This is a genomic window from Amycolatopsis sp. cmx-4-54 (assembly GCF_046548895.1).
Taxonomy (GTDB): Bacteria; Actinomycetota; Actinomycetes; order Mycobacteriales; family Pseudonocardiaceae; genus Amycolatopsis.
The window spans coordinates 1-24,426 of sequence record NZ_JAEBEJ010000003.1; the positions used below are offsets into that span (position 1 = coordinate 1).

The following is a 24,426-nucleotide window of genomic DNA, read 5'->3' on the forward strand; positions in this document are numbered from 1 at the left end:
GCTGGACCGCGGGATCTACCACTACGATCCGCTGGGCCATCGGCTCAGCCTGGTCAACGACGACGCCGCCGATCTCGACGAGATGACACTTTCGCAACCTTCAACGTTGCGAAAGTGGCTTTCGCAACACGCCCCACCTGCCCGGCCGGCCCGGTCACTTCCCGGGAAAGAGAAGCTCGTCCGGCGGCCGCACCGTGCCGTCCAGCCAGGCCGCGTTGAACTCGCCGAGGTCGCGCTGGGTCATCGCGGAGACGTAGAGCTCGAAATCGTGCCAGTTCTGGTTTCCCTGCGGGTTGATCATCGGGAAGCCCGCCATGATCTGGAAGAACGCGTCGTCCCCGATGAGACGGCGCAGCGCGTGCACCATCAGCACCGCCTTGGCCGTCGGCGCGAATTCGGTGCCCTTGCCAGGATCGGTGAGCTTGGGTGCCCAGAAAGCCGGGTCGTCGCGCACCTCGGCCACCATCTCCCGGTAGCGAAGGTCCAGGTCGGCGCCGTTCTTGGCCTCGTCCCACAGCCAGACCGCGTACCGTGCGACGGACTCGGGCATCAGCGCGTCGCGCCACATCTTGCCGCTCACCCCGGCTCCCCACCATTGGTACGCGGTGGCGTACACCAGATCGGCGATGGTGGCGGCGCGCCCGTACACGGGCCGGGTCTGCGCGCCGTGCGTGTAGCCGAGGGAGCGGTCGAGGAACAACCCGCCCGCCGCCGATTGCGGGTAGTCGCCGAACTTCCCGGTGAGGAATTCCAGCACCTCGGGCAGCCGTCCGCCGATCTTCTTCTTGTCCACGGCGCACGGGTGGTAGGCGTTGATCGCCGTCCGCCCGCCGGGCAGCGTGATCCGCTCGACCTCCCACCGCCCGATGCCGAGCATCGCCGTGCTCGGCGCGAGGGCGGTTTCCTCCGACCAGGTGACGGTGTGCCGTCCCGCGCCCGCGGGCACGTCGGAGACCTGGGAACCGTTGCCCAGTACGGAGAATTCGTCCAGGACGGTGACGGAGACCTGCAAGGCCGCCTTGTCGGCTTCGGTGCCGTTGACGGGAAACCAGGTCATCGCCGAACGCGGTTGCCCGGTGGCCACGGCGGAATCGCCGTAAGCGGCGAGCCAGCCGACCCGGCCCCGCGCGGTCGGGATCGGTTCCGGGCGGCCGTCGTAATCGACCACCACGGTGAACTGCCTGCCTTCCGCCACCGGGGTCCGCGGGGTGATCACCAGCTCGTGTTCACCCGTCCGCCGGAACGCGACGGCTACCCCGTCGACGGTGACCGACCGGACGGTGAGCCCGCGCAGGTCGAGATCGAACCGGCTCAGGTCCTGAGTCGCCGTCGCGGTGATCGTCGCCCTGCCGCTCAGCAGCATCGAGTACGGCGCGTAATGCAGCGCCAGTGAGTACTTGCCGACGTCGTAACCGCCGTTGCCGTCCTTCGGGTAGTAAGGATCGGGTCCGAGGACGGTCCCGTCGGGTGAGACGTGCACGTATCCGTCGCTGCCGGGTGCCGGCTGGGCCGCCGCGGAAGCCGGGCAGGCGCCGATCATCGTGGTGGCGAGCAACGCGGTGCACAGTGGCTCCTGCCACCGAAGCCGCACGGTCATGAACGAGCCTTCTCTCTCAAGGGGAGGGTGTCCGGTCATCGTGCGTACGCCCGCGCCGCGCGCGGCACTGCCAGCCGGTCATGCCACCGGGTTATCCCGGCCGATAACTCCTCGGCATACCCGCCAGGGACTACCCCGCGCCGCACCGGAACGCGATCGTCGAGGCATGCTGCCCCTCCCGGCGCTGCTCGCGCTGACGACGACGGTCTTCCTCGGCTGCCTCACCGAGGTGCTGCCCGCCGGGCTGCTGCTGGGCATGTCCGAGGATCTGGGCGTTTCCCCGTCGGCCACCGGGCAGCTGGTGACGGTCTACGCGCTCACCACCGCGATCACCGCCGTCCCGCTCACCGGCGCGACCCTCCGGGTACCGCGCAAACGCTTGCTGCTGGCGCTGATCGCCGGCTTCCTGATCACCAACCTGGTGATCGCCGGGTCCTCGTCGTACCCGTTGATCCTGGCCGCACGCGTCGTTTCCGGGGCGCTGACCGGGGTGATGTGGTCGCTCGTGGCCGGCTACGCGATGCGTCTCGCCCCGCCGGGGCTCACCGGGCGGGCGCTGGCCGTGGCCATGTCCGGCACACCGATCGGCTTCGCGCTGGGCGTGCCGGCCGGTACCGCGCTCGGCGAACTCGCCGACTGGCGCTGGGCGTTCGCCGCGATGGCGCTGATCACCGTGCCGCTGCTGGTCTGGGTGTCGGTCGCGGTGCCCGCCGTGCCCGTGGATCCGGCAGGCACCACCCGGCCGCTGGCCGCGTCACGGCTGCCGGGAATGCGTCCCGTGCTCGCGACGGTGGCGTTGTTTTCCTTGGGGCACAACGTGGCCTACACCTACGTCGGGCCGGTGCTCGCCGGGCTGGACGCGGAAGCGTTGCTGGGCGCGGCGTTGCTGGTGTTCGGCTGCGCCGCGGTGGGCGGGATGGCCGCGGTCGGCTCCACCCTCGACAGCCGTCCGCGCGCCGTGCTGCTTTCCTGCACCGCCGTGACCGCCGCCGCCATCGTCCTGCTGGGGGTCGGCGACGGTGTCCACGGTCTGGTGCTGGCGGCCGCCGGCCTGTGGGGCCTGGGGTTCGGCGGCGCGCCGACCGCTTTCCAGGCCGTCACCGCGTTGCTCGCGGGCCCCACGGCCGACGCCGCCCAGTCGCTCACGATCGCGGCCTGGAACGGCGCCGTCGCCGGGGGCGCGCTCATCGGCGGACTGCTGCTGCCGCTGGGGACGGGCCTGCTCCCGTGGTGCGCCGCCTTGGTGATCCTGACGCCGCTGCTGTTCAGCCGGCGAGTCGTGCTTTCAATGCCCGGAGATCGGTGCCGGACCCGACGATGAGCGGCCAGACGTCGGACCCGAGGAAGCCGGTCTCGTCGGTCACCGCGGTCGCGCCGCAGGCGTCGCGCTCCAACCCGTGCCGCGCCGCCACCGCGGCGACCGCGTCCTTTGTGGACTGTCCGAACAGGCCATCGGTGGGGACGGCGAAGCCGCGTGCCCGCATGAGTTCCTGTGCCGTGCGCACGCGCGGCCCGCTGTCGCCGGGTTTGAGCAGCGGCCACTCCGGCGGATCCACCTTCGGCGACGAGTATCCCAGCAGCTTGCCGACCTCGGCGCGGAGTTCCGGAAGCCGGTCGTACAACACGGTTCCGGGGCATTCGGTCGAGTTGAAGTCCCGGTGTCCCTTGATGAACTCCGGCGAGATCCCATACTGCGAAGCCATGTACGCGACCAGTTTCACCAGCGAGTCCCAAAGCGCCGGCGTGACGTCCTCTTTGCTGTAGAGGCCTTCGTTCTCGATCCCGATGCAGGTGCTGTTGTTGTTGCCCACGTTCGCGCCCAGCACGTGCCGGGTCCCGCCGCGCAGGATCTCCAGGCTGCGATGCCGCCCTTCGGTGATGTGCCCGCCGCGGCTGTTCGTGAACTGCTGGCCGGTGTCGATCCAGCCACGGGTGTCCATGTGGAAGTTCTGGATGGCACGCGACGCCCAGAAGGCGTGTTCGAGCGTATAGTCGGTGACGTTCCCCGGGTCGACCGTGTGATGCACGACGATGTACGTCGGCTTGTGGTTCTGCACCTCGATCGCGCCGTTCGGCGGCCGCGCGTTCCACGCGGATGTGCCGTAGATCCTCGGTTCTGTCACCCTGGGCGCCGCGTCGGCGGCGGAAATCGTCGCTGTCCCCAATAGCCCGACGGCGCTTGCCGTCAGGCCGCCCTTGAGCGCGGTACGTCGGTCGAAGTCGGCCACGGGCGTAACTCCCATCATGCGCGTTGGCCGGAAAACTAACCCGCCATCGCGCTGATGACAACCATTGACCAACTTTTGTCGTAATGCGTTAGTGTTCGCCGGGGAGGGCGAACAGGCCGTCTCCGGTCTGTTCGAGCAGGCCGTCCACCAGCAGGGAGTCGAGGCAGCGGTCGCGCTGCCCGGATTCGTGCCAGACGAGATCGAGCCGCGCCTTCTCGACCGGGCCTTCGCTGCCGCGCAGGACGTCGAGCAGCAGGCCGCGCACCTGACGGTCGGTGCCGGCGAACTTCTGGACCTGCTTCGCGGGCCCGGCGTACGCGGGCCTTCCCGCGTGCTGCCACGCGCAATCGTCGTAGATCGGGCAGTCCGCGCAGCGCGGCGAACGCGCCGTGCAGACGAGCGCGCCGAGTTCCATCAGCGCGGCCGAGAGTTTCGCGGCAGGCGCGTCGTCCGGCGGCAGCAGCGCCTCGACGTCGGCCATGTCGCGGGTGTTCGACGGCGGCCCGGCGTCTCCGGCGCCGTGCACCGCCCTCGCCACCACGCGCCGGACGTTCGTGTCCACCACCGGTGCCCGCTTGCCGTAAGCGAAGGCGGCGACGGCGCGCGCGGTGTACGCGCCGATGCCGGGCAACGCGAGCAGAGTGTCCACATCGGACGGAACGACGTCACCGTGTTCGGCGGCGATGGCGGCCGCCGCGGCGTGCAGCCGCAACGCGCGCCGCGGGTAGCCGAGTTTGCCCCAGGCGCGCACGACCTCGCCCTGCGACGACGCCGCCAGCGCCGACGGCACCGGCCACCGCGCCATCCAGTCGAGCCAGATCGGCTGGACCCGCGCGACCGGGGTCTGCTGCAACATGATCTCGCTGACGAGCACACCCCAGGCGGTGCATTCCGGCTCACGCCAAGGGAGGTCGCGCCCCACTTCGTCGAACCACTCGGTCAGCACATCCGCGTCGACGCCCACCAGGCCAAGCTTAAAGGTGCGATCCACCGGCCCCAGAGGTGTCTCCCCAAGGGCGCTCCGCGCCCGACGGAGACTTCACCGACGCGCGCCCTCTTTGGGCCGGAGGCCCACGGAAACACGATGAAGGGGCGCCTCTTCGCTCAACGTGACGTTCAGCGGGATCGGCGCCCCTTCGGCGGGTTTTCGTCAGCGCGCGTCAGATGTCTCAGACAACCGGCCCAGCTTCACGTCGTAGACGAACCCGCGCACGTTGTCGGTGTGCGGCAGGAAGTCGCTGCGCCGGACGCGCTGCACCGAGCGGCGCACGCTGTCCTCCACCTCGCGGAAGGCCTCGACCGACCATGTCGGGCGCAGTCCGCTGGCTGCTTCGAGTTCGTCCTTGAAGTCGTCTTCGGTGACCATGGAGAGGCCACAGTCGGTGTGCTGCACGATCAGCACCTCGCGCGTGCCGAGTTTCCGCTGGCTGAGCGCGAGCGAGCGGATCATGTCGTCGGTGACGACCCCGCCCGCGTTGCGCAGGATGTGGGATTCGCCCTGGATCAGGCCGAACATCTCGAACACCCGGATACGGGCGTCCATACAGGTCAGAATCGCCACCTGGAGTGAGGGCCTCGGGGACGAGCGATCACCAGGAGTGACATCGCCCAGCTCCTGGTTGCGCTTCAGCAGTACGTCGATTGAGGTCACACGCTCATTGGAACCGACACGCCGGGGGAGAGCAACGTGTGCGGGCGCAGATCACGGCCCGAACCAGCGTTCTTCCGCCGTTCGTGGCGGCGCGGACGTCCGGCCGATCCGCAGTTCCGTCTGCAGGGTGATCACCTTCGGCCCCACCCGGTCGGCCGAGCTGAGCAGCAGTTTGCCCGCCGCCTTGCCCTTTTCGAGCACCGGCTGGTGGACCGTGGTGAGCCCGGAGCGCTCGGCCTCGGTGATGCCGTCGAATCCGGTGACCGTCAGGTCCTGCGGCACGCGCAGGCCCCGGCGCTCCGCCTCGGCCAGTGCGCCGAGGGCGAGGATGTCCGATGTGCAGATCACGGCGGTGACCTGCGGATACGCGTCGAGCAGCTGTCGTGCGGCCGACGCGCCGTCGTCCACGGTGTGGTCGAAGCGCTCGACCACCGGCACCGTCGCCCAGTCGACCCCGGCCGCCGAGAACGCGATGGCCAGCGCCTCCAGCCGGATCCGCTGGACGTGAAAATGCGCGGCGCTCTGCCGCTGGATGGAGACGAAGTCGTCGTTGCGCTCGCGGGCCAGCCGCATGCACAGCACGCCGATCTGGCGGTGGCCCAGCGAGATGAGGTGTTCGGCCATGGCGGTGACCGCGGCCGCGTCATCCGGGCCGACCCGGTCGACACCGTCCACCCGTGGCTGGTCGACGATCACCGTCGGCACCGGGCGTTCCAGCACGGCGCCGAGATGCGGGTCGTCGTCGGGCACCGAGTAGACGACGAAACCGTCGACGCCGGCGCGGTGCACGGCCGCGACGTCCTCCCTGCCCGGGCTCGCCGGGACCAGGTGCAGGCCGACGCCCGCGTCCTCGCAGGCCAGCGCCAGCCCTTCGAGCACGCCGACGGCGGCGGGGTCGCGGAAGGCGTAGGAAAGGTTCTCGGTGAGCAAAAGACCCACAGCGCCGGCTTTGCGCGTCCGCAGTGAACGGGCCACCGGGTCCGGGCCCGGGTAGCCGAGGCGGCGTGCGGTCTCGAGGACGCGACGGCGCAGCTCAGGGGACAGCTGGTCCGGTCGGTTGTAGGCGTTCGAGACGGTGGTCCTCGACACACCGAGCTCTGCGGCCAACGACGCCAGTGTCGCCTGCCTCCTGGTGCGGATAGGACGGCCCATCCGCAAACCGTAACGGTTCAGAACGTTTTGCAGAAGCATCACCCGACGTGTGGCAGGTCTCGATTCAGAGTGACCCTGGGTACAGCTCGGACCTGGACCGGAGGCGCCATCGTCCGGATGGGGTACAGTTGAATCTGACAACGGTTTCCATTACCCGGCATTGGGGACACCTGGCCAGGGCATCCGCAGGAGTGCAGTAAATGAATTCCCGCCGTACCAAGAGTGTTTTCGCGGCCGTGTCGGCCATGGCCGTCCTCGCCCTCGGCGCGACGGCTTGCGCCTCGGGCGACAAGGCGTCGACGGGCTCCGGTTCGCAGAACGCGTCCGCCGCGAACCCGGGCGGCGGCGAGAAGATCAAGGTCGTCGCCTCGACCGACGTCTGGGGCAGCGTCGTGACCGCCGTCGGCGGCGACAAGGTCGAGGTCACCTCGATCATCCACGACCCCTCGGCCGACCCGCACTCCTACGAGACCACCGCGAGCGACGCCATCGCCGCGAAGAACGCGAAGCTGACGCTGTCCAACGGCGGCGGCTACGACGAGTTCTTCGCCAAGCTCGCCGACCAGGCCGCCGGCGCGCAGAAACTGGTCGCCGTCGACATCGCCGCGACCGGCAACGAGAACGAGCACGTCTGGTACAGCCTGCCCGGCGTCGAGAAGATCGCCGACCAGGTCGCCGCGAAGCTCGGCGAGATCCAGCCGGCCTCGAAGGACGCCTTCACCGCCAACGCGACCGCGTTCAAGGGCAAGACCCAGGAGCTGCTGAAGAAGGTCTCGGGCCTGGGCGCCTCGAACGCGAAGGTCGTCGCCACCGAGCCCGTCGCGCACTACCTGCTCGACAGCGCGAAGGTCACCGACGCGACCCCGCCCGCCTTCGCCGAGGCCGTGGAAGCGGAGCAGGACGTGCCCGCCGCCGCCCTGAACGAGGTCAAGCAGCTGATCTCCGGCAAGCAGGTCAAGGCGCTGATCAACAACGCGCAGACCACCACCCCGGTCACCCAGCAGGTCGTCGGCGACGCCAAGAACGCCGGGATCGCGGTCGTCGATGTCACCGAAACGCTGCCCCAGGGTGTGACCGACTACATTGCATGGATGACCAAGGAAGTGGACGCGCTGGCGGGAGCACTGAAGTAGTGACCTCCGTACCTGCCGGAGCTCGCCCCGCGGTCCGTGTCCGCGGGGCGAGCCTCGCGTTCGGCACCAGGACCCTCTGGTCCGGGCTCGACCTCGACGTCGAGCCCGGCGAGTTCCTCGCGATCCTCGGGCCGAACGGCTCCGGGAAGAGCAGCCTGCTCAAGGTGCTGCTCGGCCAGCAGGGACTGCCCGAGGGCACGGTCGAGATCGCGGGGCGGCGCCCCGGCGGGACGAATCGGCGGATCGGCTACATCCCGCAGCAGCGCGCCCTCGACGAGGGCCTGACGATGCGCGGGGTGGACCTGGTCGGCCTCGGTCTGGACGGGCACCGGTGGGGTACCGGGCTCTTCGGGATTGCTAAGCGGCGTCAGCTGGTGTCGCGGGCGATCGAGTCCGTCGGCGCGCAGGCGTACGCGAAGCAGCCGGTCGGACGGCTTTCCGGCGGCGAGCAGCAGCGGCTCCGCGTCGCGCAGTCCCTGGTCGGCGACCCCGAAGTCCTGCTCTGCGACGAGCCGCTGCTCTCCCTCGACCTCGCGCATCAGCGCGCGGTCAGCGAACTGATCGACGAGCGGCGGCGCTCCGCCGGAACGGCCGTCCTGTTCGTGACCCACGAGATCAACCCGATCCTGTCCTATGTGGACCGGGTGCTGTATCTGGTGAACGGGCAGTTCCGGGTCGGCAAGCCGGACGAGGTGATGAACTCGGAGACCCTGTCCGAGCTGTACGGCACCCGCATCGAGGTGCTGAAGGTCGGCGGGCAGATCCACGTCGCCGGTGCGCAGAGCGCCCTCTGCGAGGACGAACCCCACCACATCGAGGAACAGGCCGGCTGACGCCGTGGACGACGAAGTGAGGTCATTCGTGCGGTCCGGACCACACGCCGAACCGGGCGAACCGACTCGACCGACGGCGCGAACCAGCGCCCTGGCGACGCGATCCCGGTCGCGGGGTCTTGGATAACCACCGTGGACAAGATGTTCGACTTCGCCCTGACCGGCGAACTCCTCGGTCTCGACTTCGTCCAGACGGCGTTGCTCGCGGCCGCCGTCCTCGGCCTGGTCGCCGGGGTACTCGGCCCGCTGGTGGTCATGCGGCGGATGTCGTTCGCCGTGCACGGCACCGCCGAACTGGCCTTCACCGGCGCGGCCGGCGCGCTGCTGCTGGGGGTCGGCGTCGAACTCGGCGGCCTCGCCGGCGCGGTCATCGCCGCCCTGCTGATCGGGCTCCTCGGTGGCCGCGAGTCCGAACGCGACTCCGTGATCGGCGTGATCCTCGCCTTCGGCCTCGGCATGGGCGTCCTGCTGCTGTCGTTCTACGAAGGCCGCAGCGCCAACAAGTTCGGCATCCTGGTCGGGCAGATCATCACCATCGACTCGACCAACCTGAACCTGCTCGTCGGTGCCTCGGTCGTCGTGCTGGTGGTGCTCGCGGTGATCTACCGGCCGCTGCTGTTCGCCACGGTCGACCCGGCGGTAGCGACGGCGCGCGGTGTGCCGGTGCGGCTGCTGTCACTGATCTTCGCGGTGCTGGTCGGGATTTCGAGCGCGCTCGGCGTGCAGATCGTCGGCGCCCTGCTGGTGGTCTCGCTGATGGTGACCCCGGCCGCGGCGGCCGCGCGGGTCACCGCGAGCCCGTGGAAGGCGACCGTGCTGTCGATCGTGTTCGCGGAGATCGCGGCACTCGGCGGGATCATCCTCTCGCTCGCGCCGGGCAAGCCGGTGAGCGCGTTCGTCACGACGATCTCGTTCGTGATCTACCTCGTCTGCCGTCTCATCGCGTGGCTGCGCGGGCGTTCGTCGCGGGTCCGCGTCGAGCCGGCGGCGACGGCGCAGCCCGCCCTTCGCTAGCGGATCGCGTTTAGCCCGCTAAACGCAGGTCAGTGGAGCATCAGGAGGACCTGCAGCTCACCGACCAGGAATCCGATGAGCCCGCCGACCGCGATGAGCTTCCACTCGTCCTGCCGGAACGCGGGCCTCAGCAGCCCCTCGAACTCCAGCGGCGTCAGCCCGAGCATCCGCCGCTCGACGATCTTCGCGACGTCCATCGCCTCGGTCAGGTAGCCCTCGGCGTGGCGGATCGTCGGCGGCAGCCGCTCCAGCGCCTTCCGCGCGGCCGCCTGTTTGATCTCGTTCAGCCGCTGTCCGCCGACGGCCATCGCGACCATCGGTTTCGCGACGCTCGCCTGCTCGTCGACGGCCCGCGCCACGAGCCGCTCGACCAGCGCGTACAGCCGATCCGACCGCGGCCCGCGCAGGACGGCGTCGAGCAGGTTCGGCACGGTGAGGATCTCGTTCGCGATCAGCTCGCCGTACTGGTGCGCGACCTCCGCCCGCCGCCGCTGGAACTTGCCCTGCAGGACCAACCGGCCGACCCGCACCGGCTCGCGCGGCACGAAGATCAGCTTGATCGCGAGCCAGTCGGTGAACAGCCCGATGCAGCCGCCGAAGATCGGCAGCACCCACGGTTCCTTCGTCGCCGCCCAGACGATCGCCTGCACGATGCCGAGCCCGAAGCCGAAGTAGATCCCCGTGCGCGCGATGAACGCCATCTCCGGCCGCGACGTCTCGCGGATCAGGCGGACGAGCAGTTTCTTGTCCCTGGTGAGCCGCTGCACGGTCATGTGCTGGAAGTCGAGCACCTCGTCGAGGTTCTCGGTCATCTCCGCCGTGAACTCGCGCACCAGCCGCGGCGTCGACGCCTGGACCTGCTTGATCAGCAGCTCCTGCGCCATCGTCGGCATGACCTCCCAGAGCCTGGGATGGTGCTTTTCGAGCACTTCGCGGGCGACCTCGTCCACCGCCCGCAGCAGCGGCTGCTCGATCTCGCGCGTGATGATCGCCGGATCGATCCGCCGGAAGACCTCTTTGACGTCGAGCAGATTCGACGTCAGCAGCTCGGTCGCGACGGCGGCCATCCGCCCGCCGTGTCTGGGCACCACGCCCTGCCAGCCGAGGAACGGTTCGATCCCGACGAACTCGAGCGGTTTGAACATCATCTCGATGGCGACGCGTTTGGTGACGTAGCCGATCAGCGCGGCGACGAACGGGATCGCGGCGTACAGCCACCAGTGCCGGGCGAGGTCGTCCAGGACGGCGTCCACACGACCTCCTCGCTTCGCTCTGGGAAAGGGGAAACGGTATCGGGTGACCTTCAGTGAAGCAGCAGAAGCACCTGAAGTTCACCGACAAGGCCCCCGATCACCGCGCCGACGGCGATCAGCTTCCACTCGTCCTGCCGGAACGCCGGGCGCAGCAGCTGCTCGAATTCGAGGGGGCTCAGGCGCCGCATTCTGTCCACAATGGTGTTCCGGACGTCGAGCGCGTTGACCGCGTAGCTCTCGGCGTGGCGGATCGTCTCCGGGATCCGTGCCGCCGCCTTCTCCGCCGCCGTCTGCTTCATCTCCTGGAACCGCCTGCTCCCGACGGCCAGCGCGACGAACGGCTTCACGACGCTCGCCTGCGCGTCGATGGTGCGTTGCACCTCGCGGGTGATCATCGTGAACAGCTTGTCCGACTTCGGCCCGCTCAGCACGGCTTCGAGCAGGTTCGGGATGGTGATGATCTCGCGCGCGATCATGTCGCCGTAGTCGGCGGAGACCTGGTCCTTGCGCTTCTGGAAGACGCCTTGCCAGGTGTAGAAGCCGAAGAACCGCTTCGGCTCCCGCGGCAGGAAGATCATCTTCAGGGCGATCCAGTCGGTGAACCAGCCGATGCCGATACCGAACAGCGGCAGCACGATCGGCGACTTCGTCAGCGCCCACACCAGCAGCTGCACGCAACCGAGCGAAAACCCGAACACGATCCCCGACCGCGCGATGAACCGCATCTCCGGCCGCGAGATGTCGCGGATCAGCCGGTTCAGCAAGTCCTTGTCGCGCACCAGGTTCGTCACGACCATATGCTTGAGGTCGAGCACGTCCTCGATGTTCTCCGCGATCTCGCCCATGATCTTCGTGATCGCGCGCGGCGCCTCGGCCTGCACCCGTTTGAGCAGCAGCTGCTGTGCGGTGTTCGGGAGTACTTCCCAGAGTCTGGGCTGGTACTGCTCCATCACCTCGCGGGTGACGTCCTCGACGATCCGCAGCAGCGGTTGCTCGATCTCCTTCGCCACCTGGGCCGGGTCGAGCCTGGCGAAGATCTCCTTCGGGTCGACGAGGTTGGTCGTCAGCATTTCGGTGGCGGTGGCGGCCATCCGCTCGGCGTTGGCGGGCAGCACCCCCTGCCAGCCGAGGAACGGCTTCACACCGACGAATTCCACCGGTTTGAACATCATCTCGATGGCGACACGTTTGGTGACGTAACCGATCAGCGCGGCGATGAACGGCATGGTGACGTACACCGGCCAGTGCTCGCCGAGATCGGCGATGACGGCGTCCACTTCCCAGCCCCTCCCGCGTCGCGCTTGAGGGGCAACCTAGCCGCCTGTCCTCAGTGGAGGAGTAGCAGGACCTGAAGTTCACCCACGAGCCCGCCGATCACCGCGCCGACCGCGATCAGCTTCCATTCGTCCTGCTGGAAGGCGGGTCGCAGGATCCCCTCGAACTCGAGCGGGGTCAGCTGCTGCATCTTCGTGACGATGGTGTTGCGGACGTCGAGCGCGTCAGTGGCGTAGCTCTCCACGTGTTTCACCGTTTCGGGGAGATACGCGATCGCCTTCTCCGCCGCGGCCTTCTTCATCTCCTGGTACTGGATCCCGCCGACGGTCAGCGCCACCAAGGGTTTCGCGATACTCGCCTGCGCGTCGATGGTGCGTTGCACCTCGCGGGTGATCATCGTGAACAGCTTGTCCGACTTGGGCCCGGTGAGCACGGCCTCCATCACGTTCCGCACGGTGAGCACCTCGTCCGCGATCAGCGCGCCGTAGTCCTTGGCGACCGCCTGGCGGCGTTTCTGGAACATGCCCTGCCAGCTGAAGAACAGGAACCGGCGCGGCTCACGGGGGTAGAAGATCATCTTCAGCGCCAGCCAGTCCGTGACGAACCCGGTGACGAAACCGAAGATCGGCATGATCAACGGCTGCTTCGTCAGCGCCCACGCGACGAACTGGATCAGGCCGATGAGGAAACCGAACCAGATGCCGGACCGGGCGATGAAGCGGAGCTCCGGGGTCGCGACCTCCTTGATCAGGCGGCAGGTCAGCGATTTGTCGCGGACCATCGCGTTGATCAGCATCTCGTTGACGTCGAGGACCTCGTCGATGCTCGTCGACACCTCGCGCATCAGCCGCGCGACGACCTTCGGTGCCTGCGCCCGGACCTGGTCGACCAGCATGCGCTGCGCCCGGGTCGGCAGCAGTTCCCACAGTCTGGGCTGGTACTGCTCCATGACCTCGCGGGTGACGTCCTCGACGGCCTTGAGCAGCGGCTCCTCGAGTTCCTCGACCACCTTCTCGGGATCGAGCCGGGAGAAGATCTCCTGCGGATCGACGAGGTTCCTGGTCAGCAGGTCGACGGCGGTGGTGGCCATCCGGCGGGAGTTGGCCGGGATGACCCCCTGCCAGCCGAGGAAGGGCCTGATCCCGACGAACTCCAGCGGCCGGAACATCATCTCGATGGCGACGCGTTTCGTGATGTACCCGATGAGCGCGGCGATGAAGGGCATCGTGGCGTAGACGTGCCAATGCTCGCGGATGTCTTCGAGGATCGCCGAGATGGCCAACCGGTCCTCCCTGCTTACGAGCCGTCAACGATGCAGAATGCCATGTGATCGACCCGCCGTACGCCGAGTGCAGCCGTTTGGCGGTACTGCCCGACGGGCCCCTGCTCATTAAGGTGGCCGCCATGGTCGCTCCTGAGAAGACGGCGCCTCAGGCGCCCTCAGCGAAATCGTCCCAGTTCGCGGGCGCAGTCCGTGGTTACGACAAGCGTCAGGTCGACGAGCGTCTCGCCGAGCTGGCGGCCGAAATCAAGCAGGCCTCACGCAGCCGCGACGAGGCCGTGGCGACCGCCGGTGAGCTCACCAAGGCGCTCGGCCACGCCCAGAAGGAACTGGACGAGACCAAGGCCGCCCTCGTGCGGATGAGCTCGAGCCCGTCCGGCGCCGGCGCGATGGCCGAACGCGTCCGCATGATGATGCAGCTCGCCGAGGAGGAGATCGCCGACCTCAAGGCCGCCGCGGAAGCCGACGCCAAGTCGACACGGGCCGAAGCGGACAGGTACGCCCACGAGACCCAGCGCGCGAGTGACAAGGCGGCCAAGGACGCGCAGGCGGAACGCGAGAAGCTGCTCGCGGACGCCAAGGCCGGGATCGAACGCCTGAACTCCGAAGCGGCGCAGAAGCGCAAGGAACTGGATATGGAGAGCGTCCGGGCCCGCGCCGCGGCGGACAAGAAGGCCGAGGAGGCATCGGCCGCTCGTCGCGCGGAGGCGGAGAAGGCGTCCGCGGACAAGATCGCGGAAGCCGACCGGGTGTCCACGGCCAAGCGCACCGAAGCCGAACGGCTCTCGGCGGACAAGATCGCCAAGGCGGAGAAGTCTTCGGCGGAGGACATCGCCGCGAAGCAGGAGCAGGTCGCGGAGGCCCTCGCCGACGCGAAGACCCAGCAGGCCGAAGCTCAGCAGGCTCGGAAGCTCTCGCTGGAACTCCGGTCGAAGGTCGCCGAGCGGCTTTCCGCGACGGACGTCGCCGTCCAGGAGGCCATCAAGCTGCTGGCTCCCGCTCCGGACGCCGAGGCACCGAAGCCCACTCCTGACAAGACCAACGGCCCACGTCCTTCCTGATCTCTCAGCGCTGGGCGACGGCGAACAGCTCGTCGTCGATCCAGCCCCTGGTGTGCAGCTCGGTGCAGAACCGTCGGTACGACTCGGCGAGCGCGGCGGTTTCGCGCTCGTCGGGTTCGACGAGCACTCCTTGACCGAGCCCGGCGGAAGCCTCCGTGAGCCCGCCCGGCAGGACACCCGCCGCGGCGAGCAGCGCGGCGCCGTACCCCGTTTCGGCCTGTGGTGACACCCGCAGGCCGAGACCGGTGACGGTCGCCCGGATCCGAGTCCACAAAGGACTCTTACTGCCACCGCCCGCCGCCAGCAGCGGATCGGTGATCGTGACGCCGAGGCGGCGGAGGTGATCCAACGCCAGCCTTTCGAGGAAGGCGACTCCCTCCAGCCTGGCCCGGTGCAGCTCGACCTCGTCGGCCTCGCCGGATACGAAGCCCTCGGCGTCCGCACTGGCGAACGGGAAACGTTCGCCCTTACGCCGCAACGGATACGTGACGACCTTCGCCGGGCCCAGCGCGGCCGCCGCCGCGTCGAGTTCGGGAAGGCACTCCTGCCGGGCGACGGCTTCGCCACCGGTGTTCGAGGCGCCGCCCGGGAGCCACCAGCCGTCCGGATGACGGTGGCTGTACATCGCCCCCGTCGGGTCCGGCACCAGTTCTTCGGTGACGCCCTTGAGTACATAGGTCGTGCCGAGGATGCCGACGAAGCTCCCGGGGGTGACCGCCCCGGCCGCGAGCTGGCCCGCGCAGCCGTCGGTCATCCCGGCCACGACCCGGCAGCCTGCCGGAAGCCCCGCGACCGGACGGGCCACCTCGCCCAGCACGGTGGCCGGCGCGACCACCGGCGGGAGCAGGCTTCCCGGTACCCCCAAGGCATCGAACACCTCGCTCGGCCATTCAAGGGCGAGCGGGTCGTAGCCGCTCTTCAGCGCGTGCGACCAGTCGGCGGCCACCGGCCCGCCGAGGAGTTCGGCGGCGATCAGATCGGGCGTGTGCCGGATGCCGTCGACGCCGGGGACGTGCTCGGCCAGCCACGCGATCCGGCCGAGCGCGGCCGTGGCGGACACGCCGAAACCGAGCCGCCGCCAGCGATCCGCGCCGAACTCGGTGGCCTCGCGGTTGAGCTCCGCGCCACGCCTGTCGTCGTACATCAGCGCGGGCGCGACCGGCTCGCCCGAGGCGTCGACCCCGACGATCGTCCCCGACGTCGCGGCGACGGCCACCGCGGCGACCTCGCCGCCCCTGCCCGGCAGCTCGCCGGTGACCTGCGCCAGCACCGCCTTCACCGCGGGCCACCAGGACCGGGCGTCCTGCTCGCTGCGCCCTCGGCCGTCGCGGACCGGTGCGGGCAGCGGCGCGGCGGCCGAAGCGAGGACGGTGCCGCCGCCCACCGCGAGGGCGCGGACCCCCGCGGTGGCGACGTCGATGCCGATCGTGACGGGTTCGTTCACGTGGTGACGACCTTCTCTCCGACTTCTTGCAGACTCTTGTCCTCTTCGATCGCCTTCGCCGTCTCATCGGGCAGCTTCAGGTAGCGCACCATGACCGCCGCGACCAGGTACAGCACGGCGAAGATGATCACCACTCCGGCCGCGCCCAGCGGGCCGAGGAACACGCTGACGATCGCCGGCCCGGCGAACGCCGCCGCGCCCGCGCCCAGGTTCAGCAGCGCCATCGCACCGCCCTTGTTCTCCGGGGCGAGGGAGGGGAGCAGCGCCGAGATCGGCACGAACCCGGCGAGCGTGGCGCCGTACAGCGCGCCGACGAGCAGCGCGAGCCAGTAGTACTCGGCGCCCATGGCGATCGGGACGAAGTACAGCAACAGGATCGAGATCGCGCAGCCGATCGCGCCGAACCAGAAGATTGTGGTGCGCCAGCCGATCCGGTCGCTCAGCACCCCGAAGATCAGGTTGAAGAAGATGTTCGTCCCGTAGATGACCGAGACCAGGAGGAGCCAGCGGCTCTCCCCGAACCCGATGTCCTCGATGAAGATCGTCGGGAAGAACACCAGCATCCCGAATTCGGGCGCCGTGTTGATGACGCGGACGAGCATCCCGACGCCGACGCGGGGCTTCTTCCACGCGATCGAGACGCTGGACACCAGGCTCTGCACCGGTTTCACGTCCGGCGGCGCGAGCCGCGTGTACCCCGTCCGCTGCCGGACCCCGAAGATCGCCAGCAGACCGCCGAGCGCCAGCAGCCCCACCGACAACCAGAGCGTGCCGTACTGGCCCAGCACCGGGTTCGTGAAGCTCGCGACCAGCGCGCCCAGCGTCGGCAACCCGCCGGTGAACGCGAAGTAGAACCAGCCGACGGCCGCGCCGAGCCTGGCGACCGGCGCCACCGCGGTGATCCAGACCAGGAAGCCGAACGCGAACATCGGATAGCCGAAACCGCGCAGACCGTAGAACACCAGCATCAACGGGTAGCTCTCACCGGAGACCGCGACCGCGAGGAACAGCACGTCGAACACCAGCCAGATGGCCAGGCCGATCATCATCACGCGCCGCGGCCCCCACAGATCCGACAGCGCGCCCGACAACCACGACGCCAGCATCACGGCGACGCCGTACACGGTGATCACGTACGATGCCTTGATCTCGGTGCCCGCGCCGTTGTCCGCCATGAACGGCGCGATGAAGCCCGACTCGACCCCGTCGCCGATCATGAACAGCAGCAGCCCGGCGTAGCCGAGGAACAGCGGGGCGGGCAGGCCCCAACGGTTCAGTACGCGGGCGAACCCGCTCCCGGATCGCGATAACGACGGTGTTGCCTGGTTCATGCACGCCTCCATGACGTCGTGTTCAGCGTATCATGGATCGTGTTAACTTAACTTTCAAGATGTTACATCGGTGGATTTTCGTGTTAGCCTCGCGTGCTCGGGCTTAACGTCTTGCGGTCGGCCGCCGCCAGGCGTGTGTCGTCCATTCAGGCACGCGTGTCGTCCGTCTGAGCACACGAAATGTCGGCATCGGTACAGGGGGTCGTGAGTGTTTTGGGTCGTTCTGGCGACCCAAAACACTCACGACCCCCTGTACCGCGGGCCCGCCGGAGCCCTCAGATTTCCGCGATGTCCACTTCCACCTGGCTCCGCATCTCCTCGGCCAGGTGTTCTTCCACCCCGTCGTCGACGATCAGCACGTCGAAGTCGCTCAACGGCGCCAGCCGGTGCAGTGCCGCGCGTTCGGTCTTGCTGTGGTCCATCAGCAGCACCTTCGTCCGCGCGCTGGCCAGCATCGCGCGTTTCAGCATCACGATCTCCGGCTCCTGGTGGAACGTCATCCGCGTGTTCATCGCCGAGGTCGAAACGAAGGTCGCGTCGACGTTGATCCGTTCGATCGCCTCGAGGCTCTGCATGCCGAGGAACGAGTCGTGGGTCGCCGAATAGTCGCCGCCGATGCAGATGAGCCGCAGGTCGGGGACGCCTTTGAGCAGTTCGATGGCGCCGAGGTAGTTCGTCGCGACGGTCAGCGGGGTGACGCGGTGCAGCATCTTCGCCAGCGCGAGCGCGCTCGTGGAGTCGTCGAGCAGGATCGACATCCCCGGTTCGACGCGGGCGAGCGCGTGCGCGGCGATGGCCATCTTCTCCTCCGAATGCACGTTCATCCGGTAGTCGGCGTTGCTTTCGAAGACCGTCGAGGGCATGGCCGACACACCGCCCCGGTACTTGCGGAGCAGGCCGCGACGTGCCAGTTCGTCGACGTCGCGGTGCACGGTCATGGTGCTGACGCCGGTGAGTTCCACCAGTTCGGCGATGCTCGCGGAGCCGGTCGTGAAGACGTGTTCGGTGATCAGCTGCTGACGCGTGTTACGAGAGTGTGCGCTCGCACCGGCCGTCTTCTCATCGCTCATACCGTTCAGTATCGCGTGTGCGCCGGCTGGTTGAGGCGCAGCAGGCCGGTGCGCGCGCCGTCGATCGCGATCTCGGTGACGGCCGCGTTGTCCAGCCGCGGGAACACCGTGCGGTAGGTCTCGAGCGGGATGCCGAGCAGTGCGCACAGGGTCAGCCTGATCAGCGTGTTGTGCGCGACGACCAGCACCGTCTCGCCAGGGACCTCGGCGGCGATCCCGCGCAAGGCCCCGGCTCCGCGGGCGGCCGCTTCCCCCGGAGGCTCCGAGCCGGGGAAGGCGCCGGTCACGGGATCGGCGAGAAATCGGGCGACCGCATCGGGATCCGCCGCCGCGAGCTCGTCCCGGGTGCGCCCTTCCATCAGTCCGAAGTGGACTTCACGCAGTCCGTCGACCACTCGCAACGGCAGGCCCAGTGCCTCGGCCGAAGGTTCCGCCGTGCGACGAGCCCGGCTCTGCGGCGAGCAGAAGACGGCCGACGGCTCGACCGCCGCGGCGAAGCCGGCGAGTTCGTCCGCCTGGCGCAGTCCTTCCTCGGTCAGCGCGACGTCGCTGCTGCCCGCGTACCGGTTCTCGGCGTGCCATTCGGTCTGACCGTGCCGTGCCAATAACAACCGTGCGACCACGGGATCCCTCCTCGGGCTTGTCCAAATCACATCATCGATGTTAACTTAACAGCATCGATGTGAAAGGAGATGCCGGATGGCACTCGCCGCGGTGGTGTTCGACCTGGACGGTGTCCTCGTCGACAGTGAACACCTTTGGGAGGAGAACTGGGTGGCGTACGCCGCCCGGCACCACACCGAGTGGACCGCTGAGGACACCGCGTCCGTGCAGGGGATGAGCGCGCCCGAATGGGCCGCGTACCTCGCGAAGCGGTCCGGCACCCCGGAAAGCGTGGCCGAGGTCGAGCGTGCCGTGGTGGACGGCATGATCGCCGCGATCGAGGCGGGCGAAGCGCCTTTGCTGCCGGGCGCCGACGAGATGGTCCGCGAGGTGAGCGCGAAGGTGCCGGTCGCGCTGGCGTCGTCGGCCGCCCGCCGGGTGATCGACGCCGTACTCGGCAAGCACGGGCTCACCGGTGAGTTCTCCGCGACCGTCTCCAGTGCCGAGGTCGCCAGGGGCAAGCCTAGTCCGGACGTCTATCTCGAAGCCGCGGCCAGGCTGGGCCGGTCCGGCGAGGAATGCCTGGGTGTCGAAGACTCCAGCAACGGCATCCGTGCCGCCGCCGCGGCCGGGCTCACCGTGATCGCGCTGCCGAACCCGGTGTACCCGCCGAAGCCGGACGCGCTGGAGCTGGCCGCGGAGATCGCGGAGAACAACGACGACGTGCGGCGCAAGCTGCTCGCGTACCTGTCCGGCGAACTCGCGGAAACGAGCGGGCGATGACGGTCCTGGGTGCCGCGGAGACGTTCAAACGCGACTGGCTGGACGGGTTCGTCACCGCCTACGGGCGTTCGGTGCGCAAGGTACCCGATGCCTATGGCGTGCTGCGCCGGGAAGATTCGGCGCCCAAGGTCGCGGTGGTGATCGGCGGTGGCTGCGGGCACTACCCCGCGTTCGCCGGGCTGGTCGGTCCCGGGCTCGCCGATGGCGCCGTGGTGGGTGACGTGTTCACCAGCCCGAGCGCCGAGCAGGTCTATCGCACGGCGCGGGCCGTGGAGAGCGGCGCCGGCGTGCTCTTCGGTTACGGCAACTACCAGGGCGACGTGCTGCATTTCGGGCTCGCGGCGCGCAGGCTGGCCGCGGAGGGCGTCGAAAGCCGGACGATCCTGGTCACCGATGACATCGCCAGCGGTCCCGCCGACGCGCCGGAAGGGCGTCGTGGCGTCGCGGGCGACTTCCTGGTCTTCAAGGTCGCGGGCGCCGCCGCCGAACGCGGTGACGATCTGGCCGCCGTGCACGCGGTGGCGGAGAAGGCGAACGCGAACACCCGGACCTTCGGCGTCGCGTTCGGCGGGTGCACCCTGCCCGGCGCTTCCGCGCCGCTGTTCACCGTCGGTGAAGGCGAGATGGAGCTGGGCCTCGGCATCCACGGCGAGCCCGGCGTGCGCACGGTCGGCAGGCTGAGCGCACGGGAGCTGGCGGACGAACTGGTCGACGGCCTCCTCCCGGAGCTGCCCGCCGGTGACGGCCGGGTGGTGGTCCTGCTGAACGGGTTGGGCCGCACCAAGTACGAGGAGATGTTCGCGACCTACACCCGCGTGCACGAACGGCTCGCCGCGGCGGGGCTCAGCCCGCTGCACACCGAGGTCGGCGAATTCGTCACGTCACTCGACATGGCGGGTGTCTCGCTGTCGATCCTGGTGCTCGACGACGAACTGGCCGAGCTCTACGCGGCTCCTTGCGACACCCCGGGCTACCGGAGCACCGGTGCCGCGCTGGCACAGGTTCCCCTGGAGTCCACAGTGGACTCGCTGCTGGCCGAGACCGCGCCGGGCCAGGGCATCGTGGACCGCGCGTTGACGGCTGCCCTCCACGACATCGAGGCCAACGAAGCCGAACTCGGCAGGTTGGACGCGGTCGCGGCGGACGGTGACCACGGTCTGGGCATGACCAGGGGCATGCGGGCCGCGGTGGCCGCGGCGCGGCGCGACGAAGACTCGCTGTCCACCGCGCTCCTGGCCGCCGGGACGGCGTTCGCCGACGCGGCGGGCGGGGCGTCCGGCGCGCTGTACGGGGTCCTGCTCGCCGAGACCGGCGCGGGACTGCGGGGCCAAGCGGCGGGCGAGGTCACCACGGTGGCCCTCGCGGACGCCGTCGACGGGGCCGTGGCCGCGTTCGTCGAACTGGGCAAGGCCGAGCCCGGCGAGAAGACCATGCTCGACGCCATCGAGCCGTTCAGGCTGGCGTTGCGCGAACAGGCCGAGGCGGGCGCGGACGTCCCACAGGCCTGGCAGAAGGCGGCCCAGGCCGCGGTGAGCGCGGCCGAGGCCACGGCGGACCTGCTGCCCGCCAAAGGAAGGGCGGCGCGGTTGGCGATGCGGAGCAAGGGGCATCCCGATCCCGGGGCCACTTCGTTCGCGTTGCTCGTCACCGCGGTCGGCCAGGCTCTGGGAAAGGAAGACTGATGCGGATCGTGGTGGCGGCGGACAACGCCGGGGTCGCCCTCAAAGATCAGCTCCGTGACCTGCTCCTCGCCGACGACCGGGTGGACGAGGTCACCGACCTCGGCGTGGCCGATGGCTCCGACGACAAGGCGTATCCGCTGCTCGGTCTCGCGGCGGCGGAGACGATCGCGCGAGGCGAGGCGGATCGCGGTGTGCTGGTCTGCGGGACCGGGATCGGCATGGCCATCTCGGCGAACAAGGTGCCGGGGGTGCGGGCCACGGTCGCGCACGACTCGTACTCCGCCGAGCGTTCGGTCAAGTCGAACGACTGCCAGGTGATCACCTTCGGCGCCCGGGCGATCGGCCCCGAGCTGGCGAAGAAGATCGTCGCCGAATGGGTCGGCTACCGCTTCGACCCGGCCTCGGCCAGCGCGAGCAAGGTCGCGCACATCACCGAATACGAGCAAGCGCACTGAACCGGCCGGTGAAAGCCGGTTGGCGTCGATTGCGGTAGCGGATTCACCAACGGACACTGAGAACTGCCCGATGCGGGCACGGAGAGAGGACGCAGAGTTGCGGATACTCGCTGCGGGAGACCATTTCGTCGGCACCGGCCTGCTGGCCGACGCCGTCCGTGCCGAGGTCGGCGCCGGGCACCGGTTCTCGGAACTGACGCTGCCCTGGCCGGTGGAGCCGTTCGGCCCGGTCGCGAACGTGCACGAAGCGAGCGGCACCGAGGAGCAGGTGATCGAGGCGCTGGCGGGAGCCGAGGTCGCGGTGACCCAGATGGCGCCCTTCACCAAGGAGGTGTTCGCCGCCGCGCCGGGGCTCAAACTCGTGTCGGTGTGCCGGGGAGGCCCGGTCAACGTGGACCTCGCGGCGGCCACCGAGGCGGGTGTCGCGGTGACGTACGCGCCCGGCCGGAACGCCGGTGCCGCCGCCGAATTCGCGGTGGGGATGATCCTGGCCGCGATGCGCCGGATCTCGACGTCCTCGGCTGAGCTGCTGGGCGGCACCTGGCGTGGTGACTACTACGCCTACGACCAAGCCGGCCTCGAACTCGACGGGACCACCGTCGGGCTGGTCGGGTACGGCGCGATCGGCGCGCGGGTGGCCAAGGTACTCGTGGCGTTCGGCGCGAAGGTGCTGGTGTCGGACCCGTTCGCCGACCCGGCCAAGATCGCGGCGGACGGCGCGGAACTCGTCGACCTGGACGATCTGCTGCGCCGCAGCTTCGTGGTGAGCCTCCACGCCCGGCTCACCAAGGAGACCCGGCATCTGATCGACGCCGCCAAACTCGCGTTGCTGCCGAAGGGCGCCGTACTGGTCAACACCGCGCGCGGCGGCCTGCTGGACTACTCCCCGCTGCCGGAAGCGCTGCGTTCGGGACAGCTCGGCGCGCTCGCGCTCGACGTGTACGACGTCGAGCCTCCGCCCGCGGACTGGGCACTGCGGGACGCGCCGAACGTGATCGCGACCCCGCATCTCGCCGGGGCCAGCAGGCAGACGGCGGAGCGGGCGGCGAACATCGTCGCCGCCGAAGTCGGCCGGTACGTCCGCGGGGAGGCGCTCGCGAACCTGGCGAACCCCGAGGTCCTGCGGCCATGATCATCGGCGTCGACATCGGCACGTCACTGACGAAGGCGGTCGTCTTCGACAAGGCCGGGATGTCCGTGGCGAGCGCGTGCACCACGTCCGAGGTGCACCACCTGCCGGGCGGGCTGGTCGAACAAGACCTCGACCAGGTGCTCGGCACCGTGGCGACGGTGGTACGCGAGGTCGCCGCCGGGGTCGACGGCCCGGTCACCGCGTTGGCCCTCACCGGACAGGGCGACGGGTTGTGGCTGCGCGACGAAAGCGGCGAGGCAGTGCGTCCGGCGATCTCCTGGCTCGACGGACGGGCGAACTCGCTGCTCGCCGCCTGGCAGGCCGACGGGGTGACCCGGGAAGTGTTCCGCCGTACCGGCTCGGGCATGTTCCCGGGCTGCGCCGCGGCGATCATGTCCTTTTTGGACACTCAGGAACCGGAGTCGCTCGACAGGGCGGCAGTGGCGGGTTACTGCGTCGACGCGGTGCTCCAGCGGTTGACCGGCGAGATCACCGTCGACGCGTCGGACGCTTCGCTGCCGTTCCTCGACCCGGCGACCCGCCGTTATGACGAAGACGCCATCGCGGCCGTCGGGCTCTCTCACCGCCGGAGCCTGTTCGTGGAGCCCGCGGCGCCGAAGACCGTGTTTCGTCTGGACGAACGCGGAGCCGGGCTGCTCGGTCTTCCGGTCGGGCTGCCGGTCACCGCGGGGCCGTTCGACCTGCCCGCGAGTGCCATCGGCGCCGGTGTACGACGCCCGGGCGACGGCATCCTCACCGCGGGCACCACACTCGCGTGCCAGGTCCTGACGGACTCGGCGGAGTTCGATCCGGAGGGCGAGCCGGCGGGCATGTTCCTTTGCACGCCGGAAGAAGGGGAGTTCCTGCGGGCGATGCCCGCGATGGTCGGCACCGCGGGTATCGACTGGGTGTGCCGTCTGTTCGGCATCGCGGTCGAGGAGATCGGCCCGCTGCTCGATGCGAGCAGGCCGGGCGCGGGTGGTGTTCGCGCGCTGCCGTTCCTCTCCGCCTCCGGTGAGCGGGCGCCGTTCGTCGACGCTTCGGCGAGGGCGCAGTTCTCCGGTTTGAGCCTGGAGAGCGAACGTGGCGATATCGTCCGTGCGCTGTGCGAGTCGATCGCTTACGCGGCAAGGCATTGCTTCGACGCCGCCGGGCTCACCGGCACGTTGTACGCCTGCGGCGGCGGAGTCCGCTCGCTCGAGTGGACCCGCATCTTCGCCGACGTTCTCGGGCGGCCCATCGTGATCCCCGGCGATCCCGGGGTCGGCGCCCGGGGCGCGGTGATCGTCGCGGCCGACGCCCTCGGCGAGCCGGTCGATCGGGAGCTCTGGGCGGAAAGCGCACGTGTCGTCGAGGTCCGGCCAGAGAACGTAGAGTGTTACGCGCAGGGCTACGCCGACTATCAGGCCTCACTGGCCGCGGCCCGCGGACTCTGGAGGTTGTGACG

At 69.3% G+C, this 24,426-nt stretch carries 22 protein-coding genes; 10 read left to right on the forward strand and 12 right to left on the reverse strand.

Annotated elements, in window-relative coordinates:
• Positions 1 to 154 precede the first annotated feature (154 nt).
• Entirely contained in the window at positions 155 to 1,597 is a 1,443-nt protein-coding gene (locus ACLJQ7_RS10130; protein ID WP_410647901.1) for a M1 family metallopeptidase, read from the reverse strand.
• A 166-nt stretch (positions 1,598 to 1,763) separates the two neighbouring features.
• Between ACLJQ7_RS10130 and ACLJQ7_RS10135 the strand changes: the two genes are divergently transcribed.
• Positions 1,764 to 2,918 carry an MFS transporter gene (locus ACLJQ7_RS10135; RefSeq protein ID WP_410647902.1) on the forward strand — a complete coding sequence of 385 codons (1,155 nt, stop codon included), beginning with the start codon at positions 1,764 to 1,766 and terminating at the stop codon, positions 2,916 to 2,918.
• Here ACLJQ7_RS10135 and ACLJQ7_RS10140 read toward each other — a convergent pair.
• From ACLJQ7_RS10140 to ACLJQ7_RS10155, 4 genes are all read right to left on the reverse strand, one after another.
• Positions 2,863 to 3,825, reverse strand: a complete 963-nt coding sequence (locus ACLJQ7_RS10140; protein ID WP_410647903.1) for an N-acetylmuramoyl-L-alanine amidase — start codon at positions 3,823 to 3,825, stop codon at positions 2,863 to 2,865. The genes ACLJQ7_RS10135 and ACLJQ7_RS10140 overlap by 56 nt on opposite strands.
• A gap of 88 nt (positions 3,826 to 3,913) precedes the next feature.
• The gene (locus ACLJQ7_RS10145) at positions 3,914 to 4,789 is read right to left on the reverse strand and encodes an A/G-specific adenine glycosylase (protein WP_410647905.1); all 876 of its coding nucleotides are present in this window, start codon (positions 4,787 to 4,789) and stop codon (positions 3,914 to 3,916) included.
• 186 nt (positions 4,790 to 4,975) lie between these two features.
• The gene (locus ACLJQ7_RS10150) at positions 4,976 to 5,476 is read right to left on the reverse strand and encodes a beta-class carbonic anhydrase (protein ID WP_410647906.1); all 501 of its coding nucleotides are present in this window, start codon (positions 5,474 to 5,476) and stop codon (positions 4,976 to 4,978) included.
• A gap of 51 nt (positions 5,477 to 5,527) precedes the next feature.
• Positions 5,528 to 6,628, reverse strand: a complete 1,101-nt coding sequence (locus tag ACLJQ7_RS10155; protein ID WP_410647908.1) for a LacI family DNA-binding transcriptional regulator — start codon at positions 6,626 to 6,628, stop codon at positions 5,528 to 5,530.
• A gap of 200 nt (positions 6,629 to 6,828) precedes the next feature.
• Here ACLJQ7_RS10155 and ACLJQ7_RS10160 point away from each other — a divergent pair, with 200 nt between their 5' ends.
• The 3 genes from ACLJQ7_RS10160 to ACLJQ7_RS10170 all read left to right on the forward strand — a co-directional run bounded on the left by ACLJQ7_RS10160 (position 6,829) and on the right by ACLJQ7_RS10170 (position 9,608).
• Positions 6,829 to 7,761 (forward strand): metal ABC transporter solute-binding protein, Zn/Mn family, encoded by a 933-nt coding sequence (locus ACLJQ7_RS10160; protein ID WP_410647909.1) that lies wholly within the window; start codon positions 6,829 to 6,831, stop codon positions 7,759 to 7,761.
• A complete protein-coding gene (locus tag ACLJQ7_RS10165; protein WP_410647910.1) occupies positions 7,761 to 8,594 on the forward strand; it encodes a metal ABC transporter ATP-binding protein in 834 nt (277 codons plus the stop codon). Before ACLJQ7_RS10160 ends, ACLJQ7_RS10165 begins: the two co-directional genes overlap by 1 nt.
• Before the next feature lie 132 nt (positions 8,595 to 8,726).
• The gene (locus tag ACLJQ7_RS10170; RefSeq protein ID WP_410647911.1) at positions 8,727 to 9,608 is read left to right on the forward strand and encodes a metal ABC transporter permease; all 882 of its coding nucleotides are present in this window, start codon (positions 8,727 to 8,729) and stop codon (positions 9,606 to 9,608) included.
• Between the two features lie 29 nt (positions 9,609 to 9,637).
• Here the strand turns inward: ACLJQ7_RS10170 and ACLJQ7_RS10175 are convergent, their stop codons facing one another.
• From ACLJQ7_RS10175 to ACLJQ7_RS10185, 3 genes are read right to left on the reverse strand one after another with little or no spacing between them, the layout of a single operon-like run.
• Entirely contained in the window at positions 9,638 to 10,861 is a 1,224-nt protein-coding gene (locus ACLJQ7_RS10175) for a DUF445 domain-containing protein (protein ID WP_410647912.1), read from the reverse strand.
• Positions 10,862 to 10,911: 50 nt separating this feature from the next.
• Positions 10,912 to 12,138, reverse strand: coding sequence for a DUF445 domain-containing protein (locus ACLJQ7_RS10180; protein ID WP_410647913.1), 1,227 nt, complete (start codon positions 12,136 to 12,138; stop codon positions 10,912 to 10,914).
• A 50-nt stretch (positions 12,139 to 12,188) separates the two neighbouring features.
• Positions 12,189 to 13,418: a DUF445 family protein gene (locus tag ACLJQ7_RS10185; protein ID WP_410647914.1), complete on the reverse strand. Its 1,230-nt coding sequence runs from the start codon at positions 13,416 to 13,418 to the stop codon at positions 12,189 to 12,191.
• Positions 13,419 to 13,540: 122 nt separating this feature from the next.
• Between ACLJQ7_RS10185 and ACLJQ7_RS10190 the strand changes: the two genes are divergently transcribed.
• Positions 13,541 to 14,479 carry a hypothetical protein gene (locus tag ACLJQ7_RS10190; RefSeq protein WP_410647915.1) on the forward strand — a complete coding sequence of 313 codons (939 nt, stop codon included), beginning with the start codon at positions 13,541 to 13,543 and terminating at the stop codon, positions 14,477 to 14,479.
• Positions 14,480 to 14,483: 4 nt separating this feature from the next.
• On the opposite strand, the gene ACLJQ7_RS10195 is transcribed toward ACLJQ7_RS10190, so the two are convergent.
• The 4 genes from ACLJQ7_RS10195 to ACLJQ7_RS10210 all read right to left on the reverse strand — a co-directional run bounded on the left by ACLJQ7_RS10195 (position 14,484) and on the right by ACLJQ7_RS10210 (position 18,947).
• Positions 14,484 to 15,923 carry an FGGY-family carbohydrate kinase gene (locus tag ACLJQ7_RS10195; protein WP_410647916.1) on the reverse strand — a complete coding sequence of 480 codons (1,440 nt, stop codon included), beginning with the start codon at positions 15,921 to 15,923 and terminating at the stop codon, positions 14,484 to 14,486.
• A complete protein-coding gene (locus tag ACLJQ7_RS10200; RefSeq protein ID WP_410647917.1) occupies positions 15,920 to 17,254 on the reverse strand; it encodes an MFS transporter in 1,335 nt (444 codons plus the stop codon). Before ACLJQ7_RS10200 ends, ACLJQ7_RS10195 begins: the two co-directional genes overlap by 4 nt.
• A 275-nt stretch (positions 17,255 to 17,529) precedes the next feature.
• Positions 17,530 to 18,324, reverse strand: coding sequence for a DeoR/GlpR family DNA-binding transcription regulator (locus ACLJQ7_RS10205; protein ID WP_410647918.1), 795 nt, complete (start codon positions 18,322 to 18,324; stop codon positions 17,530 to 17,532).
• Positions 18,325 to 18,329: 5 nt separating this feature from the next.
• Positions 18,330 to 18,947, reverse strand: coding sequence for a histidine phosphatase family protein (locus ACLJQ7_RS10210; RefSeq protein ID WP_410647919.1), 618 nt, complete (start codon positions 18,945 to 18,947; stop codon positions 18,330 to 18,332).
• A gap of 76 nt (positions 18,948 to 19,023) precedes the next feature.
• Between ACLJQ7_RS10210 and ACLJQ7_RS10215 the strand changes: the two genes are divergently transcribed.
• From ACLJQ7_RS10215 to ACLJQ7_RS10235, 5 genes are all read left to right on the forward strand, one after another.
• Positions 19,024 to 19,710: an HAD family hydrolase gene (locus ACLJQ7_RS10215; protein ID WP_410647920.1), complete on the forward strand. Its 687-nt coding sequence runs from the start codon at positions 19,024 to 19,026 to the stop codon at positions 19,708 to 19,710.
• A complete protein-coding gene (locus ACLJQ7_RS10220; RefSeq protein WP_410647921.1) occupies positions 19,707 to 21,392 on the forward strand; it encodes a dihydroxyacetone kinase family protein in 1,686 nt (561 codons plus the stop codon). Before ACLJQ7_RS10215 ends, ACLJQ7_RS10220 begins: the two co-directional genes overlap by 4 nt.
• On the forward strand, positions 21,392 to 21,847 hold the full coding sequence (locus ACLJQ7_RS10225; protein WP_005165292.1) for a ribose-5-phosphate isomerase: 456 nt from the start codon (positions 21,392 to 21,394) through the stop codon (positions 21,845 to 21,847). Before ACLJQ7_RS10220 ends, ACLJQ7_RS10225 begins: the two co-directional genes overlap by 1 nt.
• 97 nt (positions 21,848 to 21,944) lie before the next feature.
• Positions 21,945 to 22,979 (forward strand): 2-hydroxyacid dehydrogenase, encoded by a 1,035-nt coding sequence (locus ACLJQ7_RS10230; RefSeq protein WP_410647922.1) that lies wholly within the window; start codon positions 21,945 to 21,947, stop codon positions 22,977 to 22,979.
• Positions 22,976 to 24,424, forward strand: coding sequence for an FGGY family carbohydrate kinase (locus tag ACLJQ7_RS10235; protein WP_410647923.1), 1,449 nt, complete (start codon positions 22,976 to 22,978; stop codon positions 24,422 to 24,424). The genes ACLJQ7_RS10230 and ACLJQ7_RS10235 overlap by 4 nt, the downstream gene beginning before the upstream one ends.
• The last annotated feature ends 2 nt before the right edge of the window (positions 24,425 to 24,426 follow it).

Bases quoted from the DNA above. Each gene is read 5' to 3' on its own strand.
- ACLJQ7_RS10130 (WP_410647901.1), bottom strand. From the start codon at position 1,597: ATGACCGTGCGGCTTCGGTGGCAGGAGCCACTGTGCACCGCGTTGCTC.
- ACLJQ7_RS10135 (WP_410647902.1), top strand. From the start codon at position 1,764: ATGCTGCCCCTCCCGGCGCTGCTCGCGCTGACGACGACGGTCTTCCTC.
- ACLJQ7_RS10155 (WP_410647908.1), bottom strand. From the start codon at position 6,628: ATGGGCCGTCCTATCCGCACCAGGAGGCAGGCGACACTGGCGTCGTTG.
- ACLJQ7_RS10160 (WP_410647909.1), top strand. From the start codon at position 6,829: ATGAATTCCCGCCGTACCAAGAGTGTTTTCGCGGCCGTGTCGGCCATG.
- ACLJQ7_RS10190 (WP_410647915.1), top strand. From the start codon at position 13,541: ATGGTCGCTCCTGAGAAGACGGCGCCTCAGGCGCCCTCAGCGAAATCG.
- ACLJQ7_RS10200 (WP_410647917.1), bottom strand. From the start codon at position 17,254: ATGAACCAGGCAACACCGTCGTTATCGCGATCCGGGAGCGGGTTCGCC.
- ACLJQ7_RS10205 (WP_410647918.1), bottom strand. From the start codon at position 18,324: ATGAGCGATGAGAAGACGGCCGGTGCGAGCGCACACTCTCGTAACACG.
- ACLJQ7_RS10215 (WP_410647920.1), top strand. From the start codon at position 19,024: ATGGCACTCGCCGCGGTGGTGTTCGACCTGGACGGTGTCCTCGTCGAC.
- ACLJQ7_RS10220 (WP_410647921.1), top strand. From the start codon at position 19,707: ATGACGGTCCTGGGTGCCGCGGAGACGTTCAAACGCGACTGGCTGGAC.
- ACLJQ7_RS10225 (WP_005165292.1), top strand. From the start codon at position 21,392: ATGCGGATCGTGGTGGCGGCGGACAACGCCGGGGTCGCCCTCAAAGAT.
- ACLJQ7_RS10235 (WP_410647923.1), top strand. From the start codon at position 22,976: ATGATCATCGGCGTCGACATCGGCACGTCACTGACGAAGGCGGTCGTC.